We start from the raw sequence: 18,284 nt of genomic DNA, 5'->3' as shown, positions 1-18,284 counted from the left end.
GAAACGGTCGTGGTCGCCGCCCGTCTTCGCGGGTACGGGCCCGATGGACCGCGCCGGCCCCATCCGGGCGGCGTGACGCGGAAAGGAACCGACCATGACCTCTGCCGCGACCTCTGCGGTGAACCCCACGACGCCGGAGGTGGAACCCACCCGGCTGCCGCTCATCGGCGACAGGGCGCCGGACTTCGAAGCCCAGAGCACCCACGGGCCCGTCAGGCTCGCCGACTACGCCGGGCGGTGGCTGGTGCTGTTCAGCCACCCGGCCGACTTCACCCCGGTGTGCACCACCGAGTTCGTCGCGTTCGCCGAGCTGGCGGAGGAGTTCGCCGCCCGCGACGTCGCCCTGCTCGGCAACTCGGTCGACTCCGTGCACAGCCACCTCGCCTGGACGCGCGCCATCGAGGACAGGCTCGGCGTGACGATCCCCTTCCCGATCATCGCCGACCTCGACACGCGGGTGTCCCGCGCGTACGGCATGCTCCACCCGAACGCGTCGGCGACGGCGGCGGTCCGCGCGGTGTTCGTGATCGACCCGGAGTCGGTCGTCCGCGCGATCCTCTACTACCCGATGAACGCGGGGCGGATGGTACCCGAGATCCTCAGGCTCGTGGACGCGCTGCAGACGGCCGACCGCGACGGCGTCTCCTGCCCGGCCAACTGGCGGCCGGGCGACGACGTGCTGCTGGGTGCGCCGAAGACCCAGGCCGAGGTGGAGGCGAGGCTGGCCGACGAGCGGCTCAAGCTCGTCGACTGGTATCTCGCCAGCCTCCCCGGCCGCGGCGCCTGACCGCAAGCACGAGTTGCGGGAGCACACGGCCGCCGGTGTCGCCCGATACAAGGTGCCGTCGCGCTGGACGATCAGGACCGAGCCCCTGCCCCGCAACGCCACCGGCAAGGTGAACCGCACGCAGGTGGGCATCTGACGACCACGTGGGCGCCGCGGTCAGGTAGAACTCCTCTGTGACTCATTTGGTGACAAACTGGGCGGGCAACATCACCTTCGGGGCCGCGGCGGTCGAGCGGCCCTCCTCGGTGGAGGAGGTGCGCGCCCTGGTGGCGCGGACCGAGAAGGCCCGTGTGCTGGGCAGCGGCCACTCCTTCAATCACATCGCCGACTCCCCGGGCGCGCTGATCTCGCTCGACGCGCTGCCGCCGGAGATCGAGATCGACGGCGGGTCGTCCACGGTGCGGGTGGCGGCGAGCGTCCGGTACGGCGAGCTGGGCCGCCGTCTGCACGACAAGGGCTACGCCCTGCCCAACCTCGCGTCCCTGCCGCACATCTCGGTCGCGGGCTCCTGCGCGACCGGCACCCACGGCTCGGGCGACGCCAACGGCGGTCTCGCCACCTCCGTACGCGCGATCGAGATGGTGACCGCGGACGGCGACCTCGTCACGCTGAGCCGCGACGCGGACGGCGATCGGTTCGCCGGAGCCGTCGTCGCGCTGGGCGCCCTCGGCGCCGTCGTCGCCATGACGCTCGACGTCGTGCCGTCGTTCGACGTCCGCCAGCGCGTGTACGAGGGCCTGCCGGCCGAGGTGCTGGACGACCAGTTCGACGCCGTCATGTCCGCCGCGTACAGCGTCAGCCTGTTCACCGACTGGCGGACCTCCCGGATCAACCAGGTCTGGGTGAAGGAGCGGGCCGGCGCGGCCGGCGCCGACCCCGCCGAGGCGGCGGCCGTGAGCGGGCTCGCGGGAGACGCGGCCGCGGGCGGCCTGGAGGGGGCCACGGCCGCCGGAGGGCTCTACGGCGCCGAGGCGGGCGGCGGCTTCTTCGGGGCGACGCTCGCCGACGGCCCGAGGCACCCCGTGCCCGGCATGTCCGCGGTGCACTGCACGGCCCAGATGGGCGTCCCCGGCCCCTGGTTCGAGCGCCTGCCGCACTTCCGGCCCGACTTCACCCCGAGCAGCGGCGAGGAGCTCCAGGCGGAGTACATGGTGCCCCGGCGGCACGCGGCCGCGGCGTTCCACGCCCTCGACGCGATCCGCGACCGCATCGCCCCGGTCCTGCAGATCTCCGAGATCCGCACGATCGCCGCGGACGACCTGTGGCTGAGCCCGAGCCAGGGCCGCGACACCGTGGCCTTCCACTTCACCTGGATCAAGGACACCGCCGCCGTGACGCCGGTGCTCACCGCGATCGAGGAGTGCCTGGCGCCGTTCGGCGCGCGGCCCCACTGGGGGAAGCTGTTCACCCTTCCCGCGGACGTCCTGCGCTCCCGCTACGAGCGCCTGGACGACTTCGCGGCCCTGGCGCGGCACTACGACCCGCGCGGCGTCTTCGCCAACGAGTTCGTCGAGCGGTACGTCCTCGGCTAGTCGCCCGATTCGTCCCATGGTGACCGGGTAAGTCCCGGGGATCGCGGGAGAGGACGATGCGCATCGAGGACTACGCCCTCATCGGCGACATGCACACGGCCGCCCTGGTCGGCCGCGACGGCTCGGTGGACTGGCTGTGCCTGCCGCGGTTCGACTCCGGAGCCTGCTTCGCGGCGCTCCTGGGCGGCCGCTCGGCGGGACGCTGGCTGCTGGCCCCGGCGGGCGAGGGGACGTGCACCGGGCGCCGCTACCGCGACGGCACGCTGGTCCTGGAGACGACCTGGGACAATCCCGGCGGGTGCGTGCGGGTCCTCGACTTCATGCCGCCGCGCCGGGAGGCGCCCGACCTCGTGCGGATCGTGGAGGGCGTGCGGGGCCGGCGGGAGACCGGGTGCCGTTCGTGCTCACCTGGCAGCAGTCGTGGCAGGGCCGGCCGCGGCGGCTGGAGGCGGGCGAGGAACTGGCCGCCACCGACCGGCTGTGGAAACAGTGGCTCGGGCGGTGCGGCTACCAGGGGAGGTACGGCGAGGCCGTGGGCAGCAGCCTCCTCGCGCTCAAGGCCCTCACGTACGCCCCCACCGGCGGCATCGTCGCGGCGCCCACGACCTCGCTGCCCGAGCAGATCGGCGGCCCGCGCAACTGGGACTACCGCCACAGCTGGCTGCGGGACGCGTCGTTCACCCTCCAGGCGCTGATGGGCGCGGGATACGCGGACGAGGCGACGGCCTGGCGCGACTGGCTGCTGCGGGCCGTCGCCGGAGACCCCGCCGACCTGCAGATCATGTACACGGTCGACGGCAGCAGGCACATTCCCGAGTGGACCGTCGACTGGCTGCCGGGATACGAGGGCTCGAGGCCGGTGCGGATCGGCAACGCCGCCTCGCGGCAGTTCCAGTTCGACGTGTACGGCGAGGTGATCGACTGCGCGGCCCGCGCCGCGACTTCGTCCACTCCAAGATCTTCGCCTGGGTGGCGGCGGACCGCATGGTCCGCTCGGTCGAGAAGCAGGGCCAGGCCGGCCCCGCCCGCCGCTGGCGCGCCCTGCGCGAGGAGATCCACCGGGACGTGTGCACGCACGGCTACGACCCCGGCCGCAACACCTTCACCCGGTTCTACGGGTCGAAGGGTCTCGACGCCGCGCTGCTGCTCATTCCTCGCCTCGGCTTCCTGCCCCTGGACGACCCTCGCGTGGCGGGCACCGTCGACGCCGTGTGCCGCGAGCTGACGGAGGACGGCCTCGTCCTGCGCTACCGGCCCGAGGCCGACGACATGGACGAACTGCCGGACGGGGAGGGCGTCTTCATCGCCTGCTCCTTCTGGCTCGCCCACGCGCTCGCCCTGCTCGGCCATCGCGAACGCTCGCGGCGCCTGTTCGAGCGCCTGCTGTCCCTGCGCAACGACATCGGCCTGCTGTCGGAGGAGTACGACGTCCGCAAGGGGCGTCAGGCCGGCAACTTCCCCCAGGCCTACAGCCACGTCTCCATCGTGAACGCGGCCCGGGCGCTGGCCTCGCCGGACATATCTGCGTGACAGATGTCGTCCATCTGTTTCCTGCGCATCTCGCGACCTCCCCTTCGCCACCTGCGGCGTTGCATGATGCAACCGAGGGGTCCGGGTCTTCGCCCCGGCCCGTCTGGGAGAAGAGGTGACGCGACATGGTGCGACCAGGGCTGGCACGCCGCCCGGACGTCACGGAGCTGCGCCAGACGTACGACCGGGCGGGATCGACCGTTCCCGCGCAGCTCATGGACGGAGTGACGTTCCTCGCCGGGGTCTGTCTCGCCATCTCGCCGTGGATCGTGGGCTTCAGCGGTCTCGGCGGTCTGGCGATCAACAACCTGATCGTCGGGCTGACGGTCGCGGCGCTCGCGATGAGCTGCGCGTCCGCCTTCGGCCGCACGTACGGCATGAGCTGGGTGGTGCCGGTGCTCGGCGTCTGGACGATCATCGCGCCGTGGGTGATCCGCGGCCGGCCGGCGACCACGGCGGCCATCTGGGACAACGTGGTCACCGGGGCGATCATCTTCCTGTTCGGCCTCGGCGGGCTGGTGTTCGCCGCGAACTACCGGCAGCACGAGCACGGCGGCAGGCGGCGGGGGGTCGGCGCACCCGGCGGTGAGTGGTAGCCGGTGGCGGTCAGGCCGCGTACACCTGCCGTCCCGCGACGTACGTGAGCGCCGCGCGGGCCGCCGCGATCTCCTCGACGGGCGCCGCGAACGGGTCGCGGTCCAGGACGACCAGGTCGGCGAGCATGCCCGGGGCGATGGTCCCGGTCTCGTCGAGGTGGTTCACCCGGGCCGAGCCCGCGGTGTAGGCGGTGAGGGCGGTCGCCAGGTCGAGCGCCTGACCCGGGAGGAAGGGCGTGGTGCCGCTCTCCCTGGCCCGGTTCACCGCGACGTGGATGCCCCACATCGGGTCGGGGCTGCTCACCGGCCAGTCGCTGCCCATGGCGAGCGGCGCGCCGGCCCGGTGCAGGGCCCCGAACGGGTACTGCCACGCCGCCCGCTCCTCGCCCAGGTAGGGAATGGTCAGCTCGTCCATCTGCGGCTCGTGGCAGGCCCAGAACGGCTGCATGTTGGCGGTGACGCCCTCCTCGGCGAACCGGGTGACGTCCTGCGGCCGGACGACCTGGATGTGGGCGACGTGGTGGCGGTTGCCCGACGGGCCGTTGGCGGCGCGCGCGGCGGCGACCGCGTCCAGCGCGGCGGTCACCGCCCGGTCGCCGATCGCGTGGAAGTGGACCTGGAAGCCCTCGGCGTCCAGCAGCGTCACGTAGCGGGGCAGTTCGGCGTAGTCCACGAAGCCGATCCCGCGGTTGCCCGTGAGGCAGCCGCATCCGTCGAGGTACGGCTCGTGCAGGGCGGCCGTGAAGTTCTCCGCCACGCCGTCCAGCATGATCTTGACGCTCGCGGCGGCGAACCCGCCCTCGGCGGTCCGGCGGCCGATCAGGTCGGGGATCTGCTCGGCGCCGCGCTCGCGGTCCCACCACAGCGCGCCCCGGACCCGGGCGGTGAGCCGTCCGGACCCGGCGACGTCGAGATAGACGGGTGTGACGTCGCGGTGCCCGGCGTAGTCGCCGAGGATCGCGTCCTGCCACGCCGTGATGCCCAGCGAGTGCAGGTGGGCCTGGGCGACGAGCAGGGCCTCCACGTAGTCCTCGTGCGAGGTCACCGGCAGGTGCGGCTCGACCAGCGCCATCGCGCCCTCGTGCAGGGTGCCGGTCGGCTCGCCGGCCGCGTCGCGCTCGATGCGCCCGCTGGCCGGGTCGGGTGTGTCGCGGGTGATCCCGGCCGCGCGCAGCGCCGCCGAGTTCACCCACGCGCTGTGGTGGTCCCGGTTCGGCAGGAACACCGGGCGGTCGGGCACGATCGCGTCGAGGTCCTCCTTCACCGGGGTCCCGCCGGGGAAGGCGTCCATCGACCAGCCGCCGCCCGTGATCCACTCGTCGTCCGGACGGGCGGCGGCGTAGGCGGCGACGGCGTCCAGGTAGCCCCCGCGGTCGGTGATCTCGGACAGGTCGCAGCGCAGCCGTTCCAGGCCGCCCATCACGGGGTGCGCGTGCGCGTCCTGGAAGCCGGGCGCGAGCAGCCGGCCCGCCAGGTCCACGACCTCGGTCCCGGGTCCGCGCAGGTCGCGTACGTCATGGTCGTCGCCGACGGCGACGACACGGCCGTCCCGCACGGCCACCGCCCGCGCTCGCGGCGCGGCGGGGTCGGCGGTGAAGACGTGGCCGTTCACGAACAGCAGGTCCGCGTGCATCTGTCGTCGTCCTCTCAGCTCTTGAAGTCCGTCCAGACCTTGTCGTAGAGATCCAGGGCGGTCTGGGAGCAGGGCGGCACAGGCTGCGCGAGTGCCGCCTTGTCCGAGGGCGGGTTGATCGCCGGATCCTTGGCGAGGTCCTTGTCCATGTACGCGTCCGAGCCGGTGACGGCGTTGGCGTAGCCCACGAAGTTGGTGGCCTCGGCGGCGTTCTTCGGGTCGAGCATCCAGTTGATGAAGATCTTGGCGTTGTCGACGTTGCGCGCGCCCTTCGGCACGGCGAAGTTGTCCTGCCACAGCGGCAGGCCCTCGGAGGGGTAGACCCAGGTGATGCCCTTGTTCTTCACCGAGGCCCGGTGGAAGGCGCCGTTCCACATCATGGCCAGCGTGGTCTCGCCCGACGTCATCCGGTCGATCTGCCCGTCGGAGCTGATCACCTTGAGCTTGCCCTTGACCCCGGAGAGCAGCGCCTGCACCTTCTGGTAGTCGGCCGGAGTCTCGCTGCACGGTTTGGCGCCGACGGCGCGCAACGCCGCGGCGACCACCTCGTTGGAGTCGTTCAGCATGCCCATGTTGCCGCTCGCGCCGGCCGGCGGGTTGAAGAACTCCGCCCAGCTGGTGACCTTGCCGCCGACCTTCGCCTCGTCGACCGCGATGCCCGTGGTGCCATGCATGTACGGAGCGGTGAACTTGCGCCCCTGGTCGAAGTACACGTCCTTGAACTCGGGCTCGATGTTCTTGCCGTTGGGGAAGGCGTCGGCGTCGATCTCCTGCAGCAGGCCGAGCTGGACCATCTGCTGCACCATGTAGTCGCTGGGCACGATCACGTCGTAGCCGGTGCCGCCGGCCTGCAGCTTGGCCAGCAGCCCCTCGTTGGACTCGAAGGTGTCCAGGTGCACCTTGATCCCGGTCTCGGACTCGAAGCGCTTGAGCAGGTCGGGGGAGATGTAGTCGGTCCAGTTGTAGAGGTTCAGCTCGCCGCTCCCCTTGGCGGGGAACGCCCCCGAGCCGCCGGAATCCGAGCCGGAGCCGGAGGCGGCGGTGCCGGTCGAGCCGCCGCCGCAGGCGGCGAGCGCGAGCACGCCCGCCCCGAGAAGGGCCGTGAGGGGGAGGAGCCGGTGCTTCGAAACCATGTGCGGTCAGCCTCTCTTGCGGCCGGCGAAGTACGCCGCCGCGAGAACGAGCAGGGAGACGAGGAGGATCAGGGTGGACAGCGCGTTGACGGCCGGGGTGATGCCGACGCGGAGCATGCCGTAGATGTAGATCGGGAGCGTGGTGGTGCCCGGTCCGGCGACGAAGAAGGTGATCAGGAAGTCGTCGAGGGAGACGATGAAGGCCATCAGCGCGCCCGCGACGATGCCGGGGGCCAGCAGCGGGAGGGTGACCCGGCGGAACACCCGCCAGGGCGAGGCGCCGAGGTCGGCGGCGGCCTCGAACACCCGCTGGTCCATGTCGGCCAGCCGGGCCCGGATCGGCAGCAGCGCGAACGGCACGCAGAACGCGATGTGGGCGAGGGTCACGGTCGTCATGCCCAGCGGCACGTCGAGGAAGGCGAACATCGCCAGCGTCGCGACCGCGAGCACGATCTCCGGCAGCACCAGCGGCGCGCCGGCGACCAGCATGACCGCCCCCCGTGCCGTACGGCGCAGCGCGGCCAGGCCGAGGGCGATGCCGATGGCCAGCACGACCGAGCAGACCGTGGCGACGGCCGCCACCTGGAGCGAGGTCAGCGTCGCGTTCCTGATGTCGGCGTTGGCCGCCACGTCGCCGAACCAGTGGAGGCTGAAGCCCTCCCAGATCGTGGCGATCCTGCCGGTGTTGAACGCGTACACCACGACGACGAGCAGGGGAAGGTAGAGGAAGACGAGCAGCAGGACCGAGATCGTGGCGAAGGCGGGGAAGCGCCGCAGGTCGACGCGCCGTGTACGGTTCGCTTCGCGGTTCACAGCAGACTCACCTTCTGGTCGCCGCGGCGACCCGCCAGCGCGAACCCCATGAGGGTCAGCAGGGTGAGGACCAGCAGGGCGACCGCCACGGCCGAGCCGAGCGGCCAGTTTCGAGAGGCGCCGAACTGCTGCTCGATGAGGTTGCCGATCATCAGCGACTTGCCGCCGCCCAGCAGTTGCGGCTGGAGGAACGCGCCGAGCGACGGGATGAAGACCAGCACCACCCCCGCGACGAGCCCGGGCCGCACGGCCGGGTAGACGACGCGCCGCAGGACGGTCAGCCGCCGGGCGCCCAGGTCGTAGGCCGCCTCGGCCAGGCGGAAGTCGAACTTCTCCGCGCTGGAGTAGACCGGAAGGATCATGAACGGCAGCGACACGTAGACCAGCCCGACGGCGGTGGCGAACGGCGTGTAGAGCAGCCCGATCGGCGTGCCGAGCAGGTCGCCGACCGGCCCGTTGTCGTTGAGGATCAGCACCCAGGCGTACGTCCGCACGAGCGTGTTGGTCCAGAAGGGGATCGTCACGGCGAAGACGAGCAGCGCCCGCGTGCGCGGCGACCTGGTGGCCATCCACACCGCAATCGGGAAGGCGAGGACGGCGCAGCAGACGGTCGTGAGCGCGGCGAGCCAGATCGACTGCCAGAACACGCCGATGTAGCGGGGATCGAAGGTCGTCGAGCCGTCGAGCTGCGTGTCGAACAGCAGCCGGACGTAGGAGTCGACGGAGAACGGCCCGGCGACGCCGACGCCGAACATGCCGCGCGACATGAACGAGTAGGCCACGACGACGACCAGCGGGGCGCCGACCAGGGCCAGCAGGAAGAGCGTGCCCGGCAGCACCGAGGACCGGGCGCCCTGACCGGCCGGCCGGTGGACGCGGCGGGCGCCGGAGGAGGACGCTCGCCCCGGCCGGGCCCGTGCGGTGCCGGGGGCGGCCGAGGTCGCCGGGTCGTCCGCCTGCTCGTTCGCGGGGGTCGGCGCGGTCTCCGGCGTGAGCGGCGTCACGAGGCCACCGCCCAGCCGCGGCCCGGCAGCACGTCCAGGCCGACCCGTTCGCCGGGTTCGGGGAACGCGGCGCCCACCGGCAGCCGCACCACCACCCGCTCGCCGCCGGCGAGTTCTGCGCCGACGCGGACGTCGCTGCCGACGTAGACGGACTCGCGTACGACGCCGTGCAGCGGGGCGTCCGCACCCCCCATCACCAGGTGTTCCGGGCGCAGGGCGATCGTCACCTCGCCTCCTCCGCCGCCCGTGCCGCCCGTGCCGCCCGCGCCGCTCACCCGGTCGGCGGGGAGCACCTCCCCGCCCTTGAGCCGGTAACCGGCGTCGGTGCGCTCGGCGGTCAGGAAGCTGGTCTCGCCGATGAAGTCGGCGACGAACCTGTTGGCCGGCCGCTCGTAGACCTCCTGCGGCGTGCCGATCTGCGCGACGGTGCCCTCCTGGAACACCGCGAGCCGGTCGCCGAGCGAGATGGCCTCCTCCTGGTCGTGGGTGACGAAGACGAAGGTCACCCCCGTCGTCTGCTGGATCCGCTTCAGCTCCGTCTGCATGCCGCGGCGCAGCTTGAGGTCGAGCGCGGCGAGCGGCTCGTCGAGCAGCAGCACCTCGGGCCGCTTGGCGAGCGCCCGGGCGAGGGCGACGCGCTGCTGCTGGCCGCCGGACAGCTGGGCGGGCCTGCGCCTGCCGTGCTCCGGCAGGCGTACCAGCTCCAGCGCCTCGGCCACGAGCGGGGCCGCCTGCCTGCGGCTCATCCCCTCCATCTCCAGGCCGAAGGAGACGTTCTCCGCCACGGTGAGGTGGGGAAACAGCGCGTAACTCTGGAAGACGGTGTTGACCCGGCGCTTGTACGGCGGGAGCACGTCCAGCCGCTCGGAGCCGAGCCACACCTCGCCCTCGTCCGGGTACTCGAGACCGGCGATCGTACGCAGGAGCGTCGTCTTGCCACATCCCGAAGGGCCCAGCAGGACGAAGAACTCCGCGGGCTCGATCACCAGGGAGACGTCGTCGAGCGCTGTGACGATCCCGCCCTCCGGTGCCGGGAAGCGGCGCGTGACTTCCTGGATCCGAAGCCCGTCATGAGACGCCGCTGAAGCCATGGGCGACCTCCGAAAGAGCAGCTGAGCGGCCTCGGCAGCGGGGGGGCCGCGAATGGGTGGGGAAAGAGAAGCACGGCGTAAACGGCGTTGTCAACGGTGATGACAACGCTTCCCGCGTTGTGAAGAATGTGTCGCGACGGTCACGTCTCACTGAGGAGAATGTGCTCATGCCCCCACGCCGTACCGTCGCGCTCTCCCAGGAGCGGATCGTCGCCGCCTGTCTCGAACTCGTCGAAAGCGGCGGCCCGGGCGCCCTGACGTTCCGGAACATCGGCCGGCATCTCGGCGTGGACGCGACGGCGGTCTACCGGCACTTCCGGGACAAGGACGACCTCGTGCGGGCGCTGGCCGACCGGCTGTACGAGGAGGCGCTGGACGGGTTCGCCCCCGGGGAGGACTGGCTGGACACGCTGCGGGACGCGGCCATGCGCGTCTACCGGGCCTTCGCCGGCCACCCCCAGGCCGCGGTGCTCGCGGCCAGCAGGTCGACCCGCCGCCAGGCCGAGATCAACGCCATCGAGGTGCTGCTCGACGCGCTGCGCCAGGGAGGCTTCGAACCGCCGGAGGCCGCGCGGTTCGAGCGCGCTCTCGGCGACCACGTCCTGGCCTGGGCGGCCTTCGAGGCGTCGTTCGTGATGCTCCCGTCGGAGGTGCGCGAGGGTGACGCCGGGGCGCCGCTGGTCTACGCGGCGCAGAGCCGGGACCGCTATCCGCGGCTCGCCGAGTGCGCCCCCCACCTGCCGCCCGTCACGGTCCCCCAGTTCGAGACCGCGCTGGAGATCTTCCTCGTCGGCCTGCGCACGCTCGCCCCGGAACGGCCCTCCAATCCGGCCGGTGCGGCGCCCGCCGGCCAGGACTGAGCCGGCGGTCACGACCCGCCGCCGGATGTCGGCGGCGGGCGGTAGCGTGGCGCGTCGTGTCGAGAAGATCGCGTTGGTGGTGGACCGTCGCTCTGGTCGTGTCGTCGGCCGGGCTGGCCTACGACCTGACCCTGACGAACACGGGCTTCGGCTGGTTCTCGTTCGGGTACTGCCCGGCGCGCGATCTCTACGACTCGGCGACGGCCCTGTGGTGGCCGGCCCGCGTGTACCTCCCACTGGCGTGGTACGCGGGGCTTCCCGGCATCGTCCTCGCGTTCCTTGCGCACTGGGCCACCACGCACTGGGCCGCCACCAGGAGAGGGGGCCTCCGCGCCGGACGCGTACTGGCCCGCGTCGCGGTGGCGCCGCTGCTCGTCCTGTACGGACTCGCCCCGCTGGCGTTCGCGCTCGACATCGCACGCGATACCCAGTGCCTGGACAGGTGGGGCGGACCTCCGGGGGTCGGCCTCTTCGTCGTCCCGGACGCCGTCGCCGCCGTGGCCGCCCTGTGCGCGCTGGCCGCGGTGCGCGTTCCCCGGCACAGGGCCGGGCGGCTGCTACGGTCCCTGACGCGCCCCCCGTGGGTGCGCAGGAGCGCCGCGCCGCTGGCCGCGCTGGCACTCGTGGCGTTCCTGCCGGTCGCCGACCTGGCGGTAGGGGACATCGCCCGTCGTCCCTGCGAACTCCGCCCGGGGGAGGGCTCTGTGCCCGGGGAGCTCGACGTGCTGGCGTACGGCGCGGGCGAGCGGGCCTTCCTCTGCGGCGCACGCGCGAGCGGTCGCTTCCGGAACGTCTCCGACCGTGACCTGATCGCCTACGGGCGTGCCGTGTGCGACGCCTACCGGCCGGGCGACGCGGACGCGTACTTCGCCGCCGCCATCTGCCCGCCGGCCGAGGCGGACCTGCGGAAACAGAAGGCGGCCGAGGAAGCCGAATTCGAAGCGCGGGAGGCGGCGGACCAGCGGGTGTGCGACGCGGCCCGGCACCGGCCGCTGACCAGGCCGGTACGCGTCATGAGGACCCGGATGGGCACCGACTACGGGGTGATCGAGTCTTCCGAGACGGAGGACGCGTTCGACGACGATCTGCTCAGGTCCATGGCGGCGGGCGATCTCGTCGCCGCCGTCCCGGGGCATCTGATCATCCGGAGCCACTCCGACTACGACAACTGCCTGACCGCGGAGCTGTACCGCCGGCGGCCTCCGGTCGAGGTGAAGGGCTGGGACCACGTGGTGGAGATCGGCTACGAGAGCCCGACCGGTCACATCGAACTCATGGACCCCATGGTCGGCGAGAGCGAACTGCCCGACCTCGCCTTCCGGGGCAAGGGCCGCTACCGCGTCCGGGTGCACTACAGGAAGCCGGAATGGGAGGCGGGCACGCCCCAGCACCTTCTGATCATGGTGTATCCCGGCAGCGGGCGCAGGACCGTCGAATACCTCCCCCGATCCTGAGCGCGGGAAAGCCGATGTCACCCGCTCCACTTTCCGGCCGACTGGGCGGCCCCGCAAGGGGCCGCGTAAAAGGGGACGACACAAGATCGGGTTGCGGGCTAGGGTGACAGGCCAAGGGGCGGCTCCTGGACGTGCTTCCTTCTCGATCTATAAATCGCTTTAGTGCGTCCGTTCTCCGCCCCGTCTCACTTTCTCGGTGCCTGCCCGATCGCTCGCACACAAGGAGGACGCCCGTGGACCGGCTGGCGGAGCTGCTGATGCGGCAGCGGCTGATCGCCCCCGACCTTCTCGTCCCCGCCGTGGAGCGGGAAGCCGCCGTCCCGGGCCCCGAGGGCTCCGGCCGTTCGTCGCGCTCGTCTCGCCGGGAACGGCCCCTCGCCACCGTCGCCGACGGGGTGGTCGCGCTGGAGTCCGACCTGCTCCAGCTGGGGCACGTGCTGAGCGCGCCGCTGCGTGCCCGGCTGGCCGAGCTGGACGCAGGGGATCTCGGGCAGGCGGGCCGCGCGCTCGTCTCCGCCCTGTCGGCCCAGCTGGGCGGGCGCGTCGTGCACACGCCGCTGTTCCGCCGCTTCCCGGAGTCGGTCCCCGCCGACACGGTGGAGCTGTTCGTCCGCAGGGTGTTCTCCCTGCTGCTCCAGCGGCCGGAGCAGCCGTGCGTGCTGTGCGGGGAGGTCGCCGCCGTCCATCCGGTGTCCCCGTGCGCGCACCTCGTCTGCCGGGCGTGCTGGGACGGCGCGGACTACAGCGCCTGCCCGATCTGCCATCGCCGGATCGACCCCGGCGATCCCTTCCTGCGCCCGGCCGACGACGTCTACGCCCCGGCCGTCGGGTGGCATGGCCGGGTGCCGGAGACGCTGACCCTGCTCGGGCTGTGCGACGACCCTGCCGCCCGGGCCCGCGACCTGCTGGGTCCGCTGCTGTCCCGGCAGGCCGCGCCGCGCGCGGAGGACAGGGCGGTCGTCGCCGAGATCGTCGATCGCTTCTGGCCCGAGTCGGCCGGCTGGCTGCCCGAGCGGATCCCGGCCCGCGAGACCCGCGCCGTCGTCCTGGCCACGGCCGTACGGCACGGCGACCTGGCCCTGCTCACGCGGCACGCCGACACGGCGACCGATGTGCTGCGGCTGCTCCACGCCCTCATGGGCGGCGACCCCGGGTTGCGCGCCCGCCTCCCGCGCCGCACGAGCCTGTCCCGGCCGGTGCGCCGCGCGCTCCTCGCCGCGCTGGACCGGCAGGCGCTGCCGTACCTGATCGAGGACCTGCACCGCTACCCGGCGCAGTGGCGGCACATGGCCGAGGTGCTGCACCCGCACGAGTTCCACCGGCGTCACCCGGACGCGGCCCTGGCGTTCGCCGTGCTGCGCGGCACCCCGCTGCGGAAGGGCACGCCGATGGCGGACGTCCTGCTTGAGCGCGCGGCGGCCCACGGGGACCTGCTGGCGTTCGACGGCGTAAGGCTGCGCGCCCGCACCTTCGCGGGGCGGTTCGAGGCCGCGCTGCGGAGCGAGCCCCGCGAGGCCCTCGCCCTGCTGGCGGGCCGGCCGGGAGAGCTGCTGCGGCGCACCGCCGATCTCGCTCGCCGCCTGCCCGCCGCCGATCTCGCCGAGGCCCTGCGCGCCGCCGCGCCGCACGTCGCCCCGGCCGTGCTGATCGCCACCCTGGGCCAGTTGCGCACGCCGCCGGGCGGCACCCGCATGTTCCTGCCGCGCGGGGGAGCGGCGCGGATCTGGGCCGGGCCCGACGCCCGCGAGGAGCTCGCCCCCGAGACCGTGGCCGCCCTGACCGCCGTGCTGACCCGCGAGATGCTGCGCCGGGCCGCCGCGCTGCCGCCCGTCGAGACCGCGCTGCTGGACGAGGAGCTAGCCGACCTGCTCGCGCCGGAGGCGGAGCGGTCCGCCTCGGCCTCGCTGGTTCGGCTGCCGCGCGGCAGCGTCCGGCCCCTGCCGGACGGCGCGCGGATCCGGCTGTTCCTGCACTGGGCGGAGCCCGCTGATCAGAAGGTCGATCTGGACCTGTCGGTGGCGGTGTTCGACGCACGGTGGGAGTTCGTCGGGCTGTGCGACTACACGAACCTGCGGCTCGGCGCGAGCGCCGCCGTGCACTCCGGGGATCTGACCTCCGCGCCCCAGCCGCTGGGCGCGTCGGAGTTCGTGGACCTCGATGTTGCCGCGCTGCGCGCGACCGGCGGCCGATACGTGGTGCCCGTCGTGTTCAGCTACGACGACGTGCCGTTCGACGACCTGGCCCGCGGCTTCGCCGGGTTCATGGACGATCCGGACGGCCTGTTCGACCCGCTCGCCGTACGACAGCGTTTCGACCTGACCGGCCCGGCCAAGATCCTCGTCCCGCTCGTCGCCGACCTCTGGTCGCGCACGATGCGCTGGGTGGACCTCAACGTGTCCGCGTTCGGCGGGTTCCACGACGTGTACGAACACGAGGAGCAACTCGCCCGTCTGGGCGCGGCCGCCGAGGACGCCTACGGTCTCGGCGAGCGCGTCACCCTGTGGGAGGTCGCCTGCTGGCACGCCGCCGCCCGCGCCCGCGAGGTCGTCGTACGGCACCGCGACGGCGCCGTGAGCCGGCACGCGCGGCGTCCCGGCGAGGACGCCGCCGCCTTCGCGTCCCGCCTCGGCGTACGGCAGGCGGCCGACCCCGCGGCGGAAGCGGGTCTCGCCGTGGTGCTGGAGGACGACGTGCGGGTGAGCGAGGGGGCACAGGTCTACGCCCTGCACCCTGCCCGTCTCGACCCCGCCGTGATCCGCCCTCTCGACGCCTCCGACCTCGTCGGCATGCTCGCCCCCGCGACGCGCTGACCCCGCCGGAAATAACCGTTTGCGCGCTCACGGACCCGCGTGGGAAGTTGCTCGTGCTTCACACGAGTAACAGCGAAGGAACGAAGCCTATGTTCTCGGCGTCCCCCAGCGGCCGTCGTCGGCACTGACCGGTACGCTCCCGCGTCGTCGGTTCACTGCCTTCACCGTCTCACGGCGGCCCCACGTGGCGGTGCCCTGGTGCACCTTCTCCATCCCGTCGGGATGGCTTCGCCATGCGAGTTCACCCCTCCGCTCCGGGCGGCGGGCGAACCGCTCCACCTTGTCATTCGTGAGGTCGATATCACCGTGGGCATCGATGTCCAGAGTTTCGCCGTGGCCAACCTTCGCCGCCGTCCCGAATTCGTCGAGATCGGGGGCTTCGTCCTTGGCGTGGATCCCGGCACCACCAGCCCGTACGTCAACTACGCGACACCCCTGCCCGGCGCCCGGCCGGGCGGGCGGGACGTCGCGGCGCTGATCGGGGCGTTCCGCGAGCGCGGCCTCAAGCCTCGTCTCGAGTTCGCCCCGGACGCCGCGCCCGCCGTGGAGCCCGCGCTTCACGAGGCCGGGTTCACCGTCGAGGCGGTGCACGACTACCTCGTCTGCACCCCGGCCACGCTGACGCCGCCGCCGGCCGTACTCCCTGTGGAGACGCCGTCCACGGACGAGGACTACGTGGCGATCGACGCCGCCCTGTCCGAGGCGTTCAGCGGGGAGTTCGCCTCGTCGCCGGAGGGCGCGGCCCGGCTGCGCCGTACGGAGGAGAGCGGGGGCGCGGTCCGGTTCGTCCGGGCGCCAGGCGGCGGCTGCGCCGGAGCGGCCATGTGCTCCGCTCCGGCCGTGGAGACGTCGGAGCTCGCCGGGGTCGGCACCCGCCCCGATTTCCGCGGGCGGGGCATCGCCGCCGCGGTCACCGCCGCGCTCGCCGAGGCGATGCTCGCCAGGGGAGCACGGTCGGTGTGGCTGGAGTACAGCGGCGACGGATCGCGCCGGGTCTACGAACGCGTGGGCTTCCGGCCGGGCGGCACCCGCCTGTACATGTCGCTCGACAACTGACGCGCGCCGTCCGCCGGCCGTTCGTGGCCCCTGCCCACTCACCCCTGCCCACTCACCCCGGGGCGGGCGTCGCGCGGCCGGCGGACGGGGCCGGATCAATTGGAGGCGGATCAGACGGAGGCGGATCGGCGGGCGGCCGACGCGAGCCCGGGCGGCGCCGCGGCCAGGGCCTTGTGGATGGCCTCCACCAGGGCGAGCGCCGCCTCCTCGGTCAGCTCGATCGCGACCCGGGCCGACGGGCCCTCGGCCGGGTTGGTGAGGTCGATGTTCACCGTGTGCTCCTGGCACGCGTGGTAGGGATGGTCGACGTAGACCATGCCGTCGGTGACGGTGAACCAGCCCGACGCCCCCTTGGCGGCGCCGTCGATCCGGATCTTCTCGGTGAGATAGGTGCACATTTCCGTTCTCCTCAGGCGGCGAGGTGGCGGCCGAAGAAACCGAAGACCTTCTTCCAGCCCTCCACGGCGGCGGCGGGCCGATACGCCGGCCGGTCCACGGAGAAGAACCCGTGGCCGGCGTCGGGGAAGACGTGGAACTCGTGTTCCTTGCCGAGCTTGTCCAGCTCGGCGGAGAGCACGTCCACCTCGTCCGGCGAGGGGAACTTGTCGTCCGCGCCGAAAAGCCCGAGCAGCGGGCAGGACAGGTCGGCGGCCCGGGAGATCAACGGTTCGGCCTTGAGCGGGGAACCGGCGGGCGGCGCGGTGACCACGAAGGCCCCGTAGCAGTCGACGGCCGCGTCGATCCGGAGCGAGCAGGCGGCCAGGAACGTCTGCCGCCCACCGGAGCAGTAGCCGATGACGCCGATCTTGCCGTTGGCGTGCTCCAGGCTTTTGAGGTAGTCCGCGGCGCCGGCGACGTCGCCGACGAGTTGCTCGTCCGGGACGCCCCCCTTGGCCCGGGCAGCGGCGGCCTGGTCGTCCGGGCTGACGCCGGCGCCCTCCCGGGAGTACAGGTTGGGGCAGATAGCCGCGTAGCCGTGCGCGGCGAACCTGCGGACCATCTCCTTGGTGGCCTCGTCGTAGCCGGGCAGGTGATGGATCACCACGACACCGCCGTGGGGCCCGGAGGCGAGCGGCCGCGCCGCATACGCTTCGAGTTCGGCGCCTTCGTGCCCGGTCACGGCGACTGTGCCGGCCCACATCGCGTCCGTCATTCCGATTCCCTTTCTCTGTGATCACAGCGCTGCCCGTGAGATGGCGGTGCCGGGAGCCCACCTTAGTAGTTAGTTTGGCTAACTAAGTAGCCCCCTATCAGTGATCGGATGAATGTGGCATCGCTACTCGTCATGGTCGCACCGGAACGGTTCGATCTTTACGTGGACCTTGGGGTTGTGGCAGGCTCGGCAAGTCGAGACATCGGGTGTATTGCGGAGGAGGCGATCGTGAAGCTGTTGCGGGTGGGTCCGGTGGGTGCGGAGAGGCCCTGCGTGCTCGCGCCGGATGGGCGGGTGTTGGATGTGTCGTCGTTGACGGCCGATATCGACGGCGCGTTCCTGGCGGGGGGTGGTGTGGAGCGGGTGCGGTCGGCTGTGGCGGAGGGGCGGTTGCCGGAGGTGGGGCCGTTTGAGCGGGTGGGCGCGCCGGTCTCGCGGCCGGGGAAGGTGGTGTGTATCGGGTTGAACTATTCCGATCATGCGGAGGAGACGGGGGCGGCGGTTCCGGCTGAGCCGGTGGTGTTCATGAAGGCGTCCAACACGGTGGTGGGGCCGGATGATGTGGTGCTGGTGCCGCGGGGCAGTGTGAAGACCGATTACGAGGTCGAGTTGGCGGTGGTGCTGGGTCGTACGGCGCGGTATTTGTCGTCTCCGGAGGAGGCGGCGGGGGTGATCGCGGGGTATGCGGTCGCCAACGATGTGTCGGAGCGGGAGTTTCAGAACGAGCGTGGGGGCCAGTGGGACAAGGGCAAGTCGTGTGAGACGTTCAATCCGCTGGGTCCGTGGCTGGTGACGGCCGATGAGGTGGGTGATCCGCAGGCGCTGGGGTTGC

The 18,284-nt window shown here is 72.3% G+C and carries 17 protein-coding genes and 1 pseudogene; 11 read left to right on the top strand and 7 right to left on the bottom strand.

Annotated elements, in window-relative coordinates; genetic code table 11:
• Window positions 1-94 precede the first annotated feature (94 nt).
• The 6 genes and pseudogenes from FLW16_RS29655 to FLW16_RS29640 all read left to right on the top strand — a co-directional run bounded on the left by FLW16_RS29655 (window position 95) and on the right by FLW16_RS29640 (window position 4,445).
• Window positions 95-787: a peroxiredoxin gene (locus FLW16_RS29655; protein WP_142563434.1), complete on the top strand. Its 693-nt coding sequence runs from the start codon at window positions 95-97 to the stop codon at window positions 785-787.
• A gap of 13 nt (window positions 788-800) precedes the next feature.
• Window positions 801-923: a hypothetical protein gene (locus FLW16_RS45470; RefSeq protein WP_260615705.1), complete on the top strand. Its 123-nt coding sequence runs from the start codon at window positions 801-803 to the stop codon at window positions 921-923.
• A 37-nt stretch (window positions 924-960) separates the two neighbouring features.
• The gene (locus FLW16_RS29650) at window positions 961-2,319 is read left to right on the top strand and encodes a D-arabinono-1,4-lactone oxidase (RefSeq protein WP_142563433.1); all 1,359 of its coding nucleotides are present in this window, start codon (window positions 961-963) and stop codon (window positions 2,317-2,319) included.
• A gap of 56 nt (window positions 2,320-2,375) precedes the next feature.
• Complete coding sequence (locus FLW16_RS45465; RefSeq protein ID WP_312847165.1) at window positions 2,376-3,014, top strand: trehalase-like domain-containing protein; 639 nt, start codon at window positions 2,376-2,378, stop codon at window positions 3,012-3,014.
• Window positions 2,897-3,849, top strand: a pseudogene (locus FLW16_RS45460) (glycoside hydrolase family 15 protein); the annotation flags it as partial. The gene FLW16_RS45465 and the pseudogene FLW16_RS45460, both read left to right, overlap by 118 nt.
• Before the next feature lie 125 nt (window positions 3,850-3,974).
• Window positions 3,975-4,445, top strand: coding sequence for an SPW repeat protein (locus tag FLW16_RS29640; RefSeq protein ID WP_142563432.1), 471 nt, complete (start codon window positions 3,975-3,977; stop codon window positions 4,443-4,445).
• 10 nt (window positions 4,446-4,455) lie between these two features.
• Here FLW16_RS29640 and FLW16_RS29635 read toward each other — a convergent pair whose 3' ends face one another.
• Genes FLW16_RS29635 through FLW16_RS46275 form a run of 5 tightly spaced genes read right to left on the bottom strand, consistent with a single transcriptional unit; the run spans window position 4,456 to window position 10,119 of the window.
• Window positions 4,456-6,078 (bottom strand): amidohydrolase, encoded by a 1,623-nt coding sequence (locus FLW16_RS29635; protein WP_142563431.1) that lies wholly within the window; start codon window positions 6,076-6,078, stop codon window positions 4,456-4,458.
• 14 nt (window positions 6,079-6,092) lie between these two features.
• Window positions 6,093-7,211 (bottom strand): extracellular solute-binding protein, encoded by a 1,119-nt coding sequence (locus tag FLW16_RS29630; protein WP_142563430.1) that lies wholly within the window; start codon window positions 7,209-7,211, stop codon window positions 6,093-6,095.
• Between the two features lie 6 nt (window positions 7,212-7,217).
• Entirely contained in the window at window positions 7,218-8,024 is an 807-nt protein-coding gene (locus tag FLW16_RS29625) for an ABC transporter permease (protein WP_142563429.1), read from the bottom strand.
• A complete protein-coding gene (locus tag FLW16_RS29620) occupies window positions 8,021-9,028 on the bottom strand; it encodes an ABC transporter permease (RefSeq protein WP_221891344.1) in 1,008 nt (335 codons plus the stop codon). The genes FLW16_RS29625 and FLW16_RS29620 overlap by 4 nt, the downstream gene beginning before the upstream one ends.
• Window positions 9,025-10,119, bottom strand: a complete 1,095-nt coding sequence (locus tag FLW16_RS46275) for an ABC transporter ATP-binding protein (RefSeq protein WP_142563428.1) — start codon at window positions 10,117-10,119, stop codon at window positions 9,025-9,027. Before FLW16_RS46275 ends, FLW16_RS29620 begins: the two co-directional genes overlap by 4 nt.
• Window positions 10,120-10,286: 167 nt before the next feature.
• Between FLW16_RS46275 and FLW16_RS29610 the strand changes: the two genes are divergently transcribed.
• From FLW16_RS29610 to FLW16_RS29595, 4 genes are all read left to right on the top strand, one after another.
• A complete protein-coding gene (locus FLW16_RS29610) occupies window positions 10,287-10,979 on the top strand; it encodes a TetR/AcrR family transcriptional regulator (protein ID WP_142563427.1) in 693 nt (230 codons plus the stop codon).
• A 56-nt stretch (window positions 10,980-11,035) separates the two neighbouring features.
• Entirely contained in the window at window positions 11,036-12,433 is a 1,398-nt protein-coding gene (locus tag FLW16_RS29605; RefSeq protein WP_142563426.1) for a hypothetical protein, read from the top strand.
• 233 nt (window positions 12,434-12,666) lie between these two features.
• A complete protein-coding gene (locus FLW16_RS29600) occupies window positions 12,667-15,243 on the top strand; it encodes an MXAN_6230/SCO0854 family RING domain-containing protein (protein WP_142563425.1) in 2,577 nt (858 codons plus the stop codon).
• A gap of 333 nt (window positions 15,244-15,576) precedes the next feature.
• Window positions 15,577-16,299, top strand: a complete 723-nt coding sequence (locus FLW16_RS29595) for a GNAT family N-acetyltransferase (RefSeq protein WP_221891343.1) — start codon at window positions 15,577-15,579, stop codon at window positions 16,297-16,299.
• 110 nt (window positions 16,300-16,409) lie between these two features.
• Here FLW16_RS29595 and FLW16_RS29590 read toward each other — a convergent pair whose 3' ends face one another.
• Both FLW16_RS29590 and FLW16_RS29585 read right to left on the bottom strand, forming a co-directional pair.
• Window positions 16,410-16,697: a DUF6295 family protein gene (locus FLW16_RS29590; protein ID WP_142563423.1), complete on the bottom strand. Its 288-nt coding sequence runs from the start codon at window positions 16,695-16,697 to the stop codon at window positions 16,410-16,412.
• 11 nt (window positions 16,698-16,708) lie between these two features.
• Complete coding sequence (locus FLW16_RS29585) at window positions 16,709-17,452, bottom strand: dienelactone hydrolase family protein (protein ID WP_142563422.1); 744 nt, start codon at window positions 17,450-17,452, stop codon at window positions 16,709-16,711.
• 228 nt (window positions 17,453-17,680) lie between these two features.
• On the opposite strand from FLW16_RS29585, the gene FLW16_RS29580 reads away from it, so the two are divergent.
• The coding region (locus tag FLW16_RS29580; protein ID WP_142563421.1) for a fumarylacetoacetate hydrolase family protein at window positions 17,681-18,284 on the top strand (604 nt) is incomplete at its 3' end.

Origin of the sequence: Microbispora sp. KK1-11, assembly GCF_006874435.1 — a bacterium.
In the GTDB taxonomy this organism is placed as follows: Bacteria; Actinomycetota; Actinomycetes; order Streptosporangiales; family Streptosporangiaceae; genus Microbispora; species Microbispora catharanthi.
Note: the sequence above shows the minus strand (reverse complement) of the source record. Positions and strands in the feature narration are given on the sequence as shown.

Excerpts from the sequence above, each read along its gene's own strand:
- FLW16_RS29655 (WP_142563434.1), top strand. The coding sequence starts at position 95 with ATGACCTCTGCCGCGACCTCTGCGGTGAACCCCACGACGCCGGAGGTG.
- FLW16_RS45465 (WP_312847165.1), top strand. The coding sequence starts at position 2,376 with ATGCGCATCGAGGACTACGCCCTCATCGGCGACATGCACACGGCCGCC.
- FLW16_RS29640 (WP_142563432.1), top strand. The coding sequence starts at position 3,975 with ATGGTGCGACCAGGGCTGGCACGCCGCCCGGACGTCACGGAGCTGCGC.
- FLW16_RS29635 (WP_142563431.1), bottom strand. The coding sequence starts at position 6,078 with ATGCACGCGGACCTGCTGTTCGTGAACGGCCACGTCTTCACCGCCGAC.
- FLW16_RS29630 (WP_142563430.1), bottom strand. The coding sequence starts at position 7,211 with ATGGTTTCGAAGCACCGGCTCCTCCCCCTCACGGCCCTTCTCGGGGCG.
- FLW16_RS46275 (WP_142563428.1), bottom strand. The coding sequence starts at position 10,119 with ATGGCTTCAGCGGCGTCTCATGACGGGCTTCGGATCCAGGAAGTCACG.
- FLW16_RS29610 (WP_142563427.1), top strand. The coding sequence starts at position 10,287 with ATGCCCCCACGCCGTACCGTCGCGCTCTCCCAGGAGCGGATCGTCGCC.
- FLW16_RS29590 (WP_142563423.1), bottom strand. The coding sequence starts at position 16,697 with ATGTGCACCTATCTCACCGAGAAGATCCGGATCGACGGCGCCGCCAAG.
- FLW16_RS29585 (WP_142563422.1), bottom strand. The coding sequence starts at position 17,452 with ATGACGGACGCGATGTGGGCCGGCACAGTCGCCGTGACCGGGCACGAA.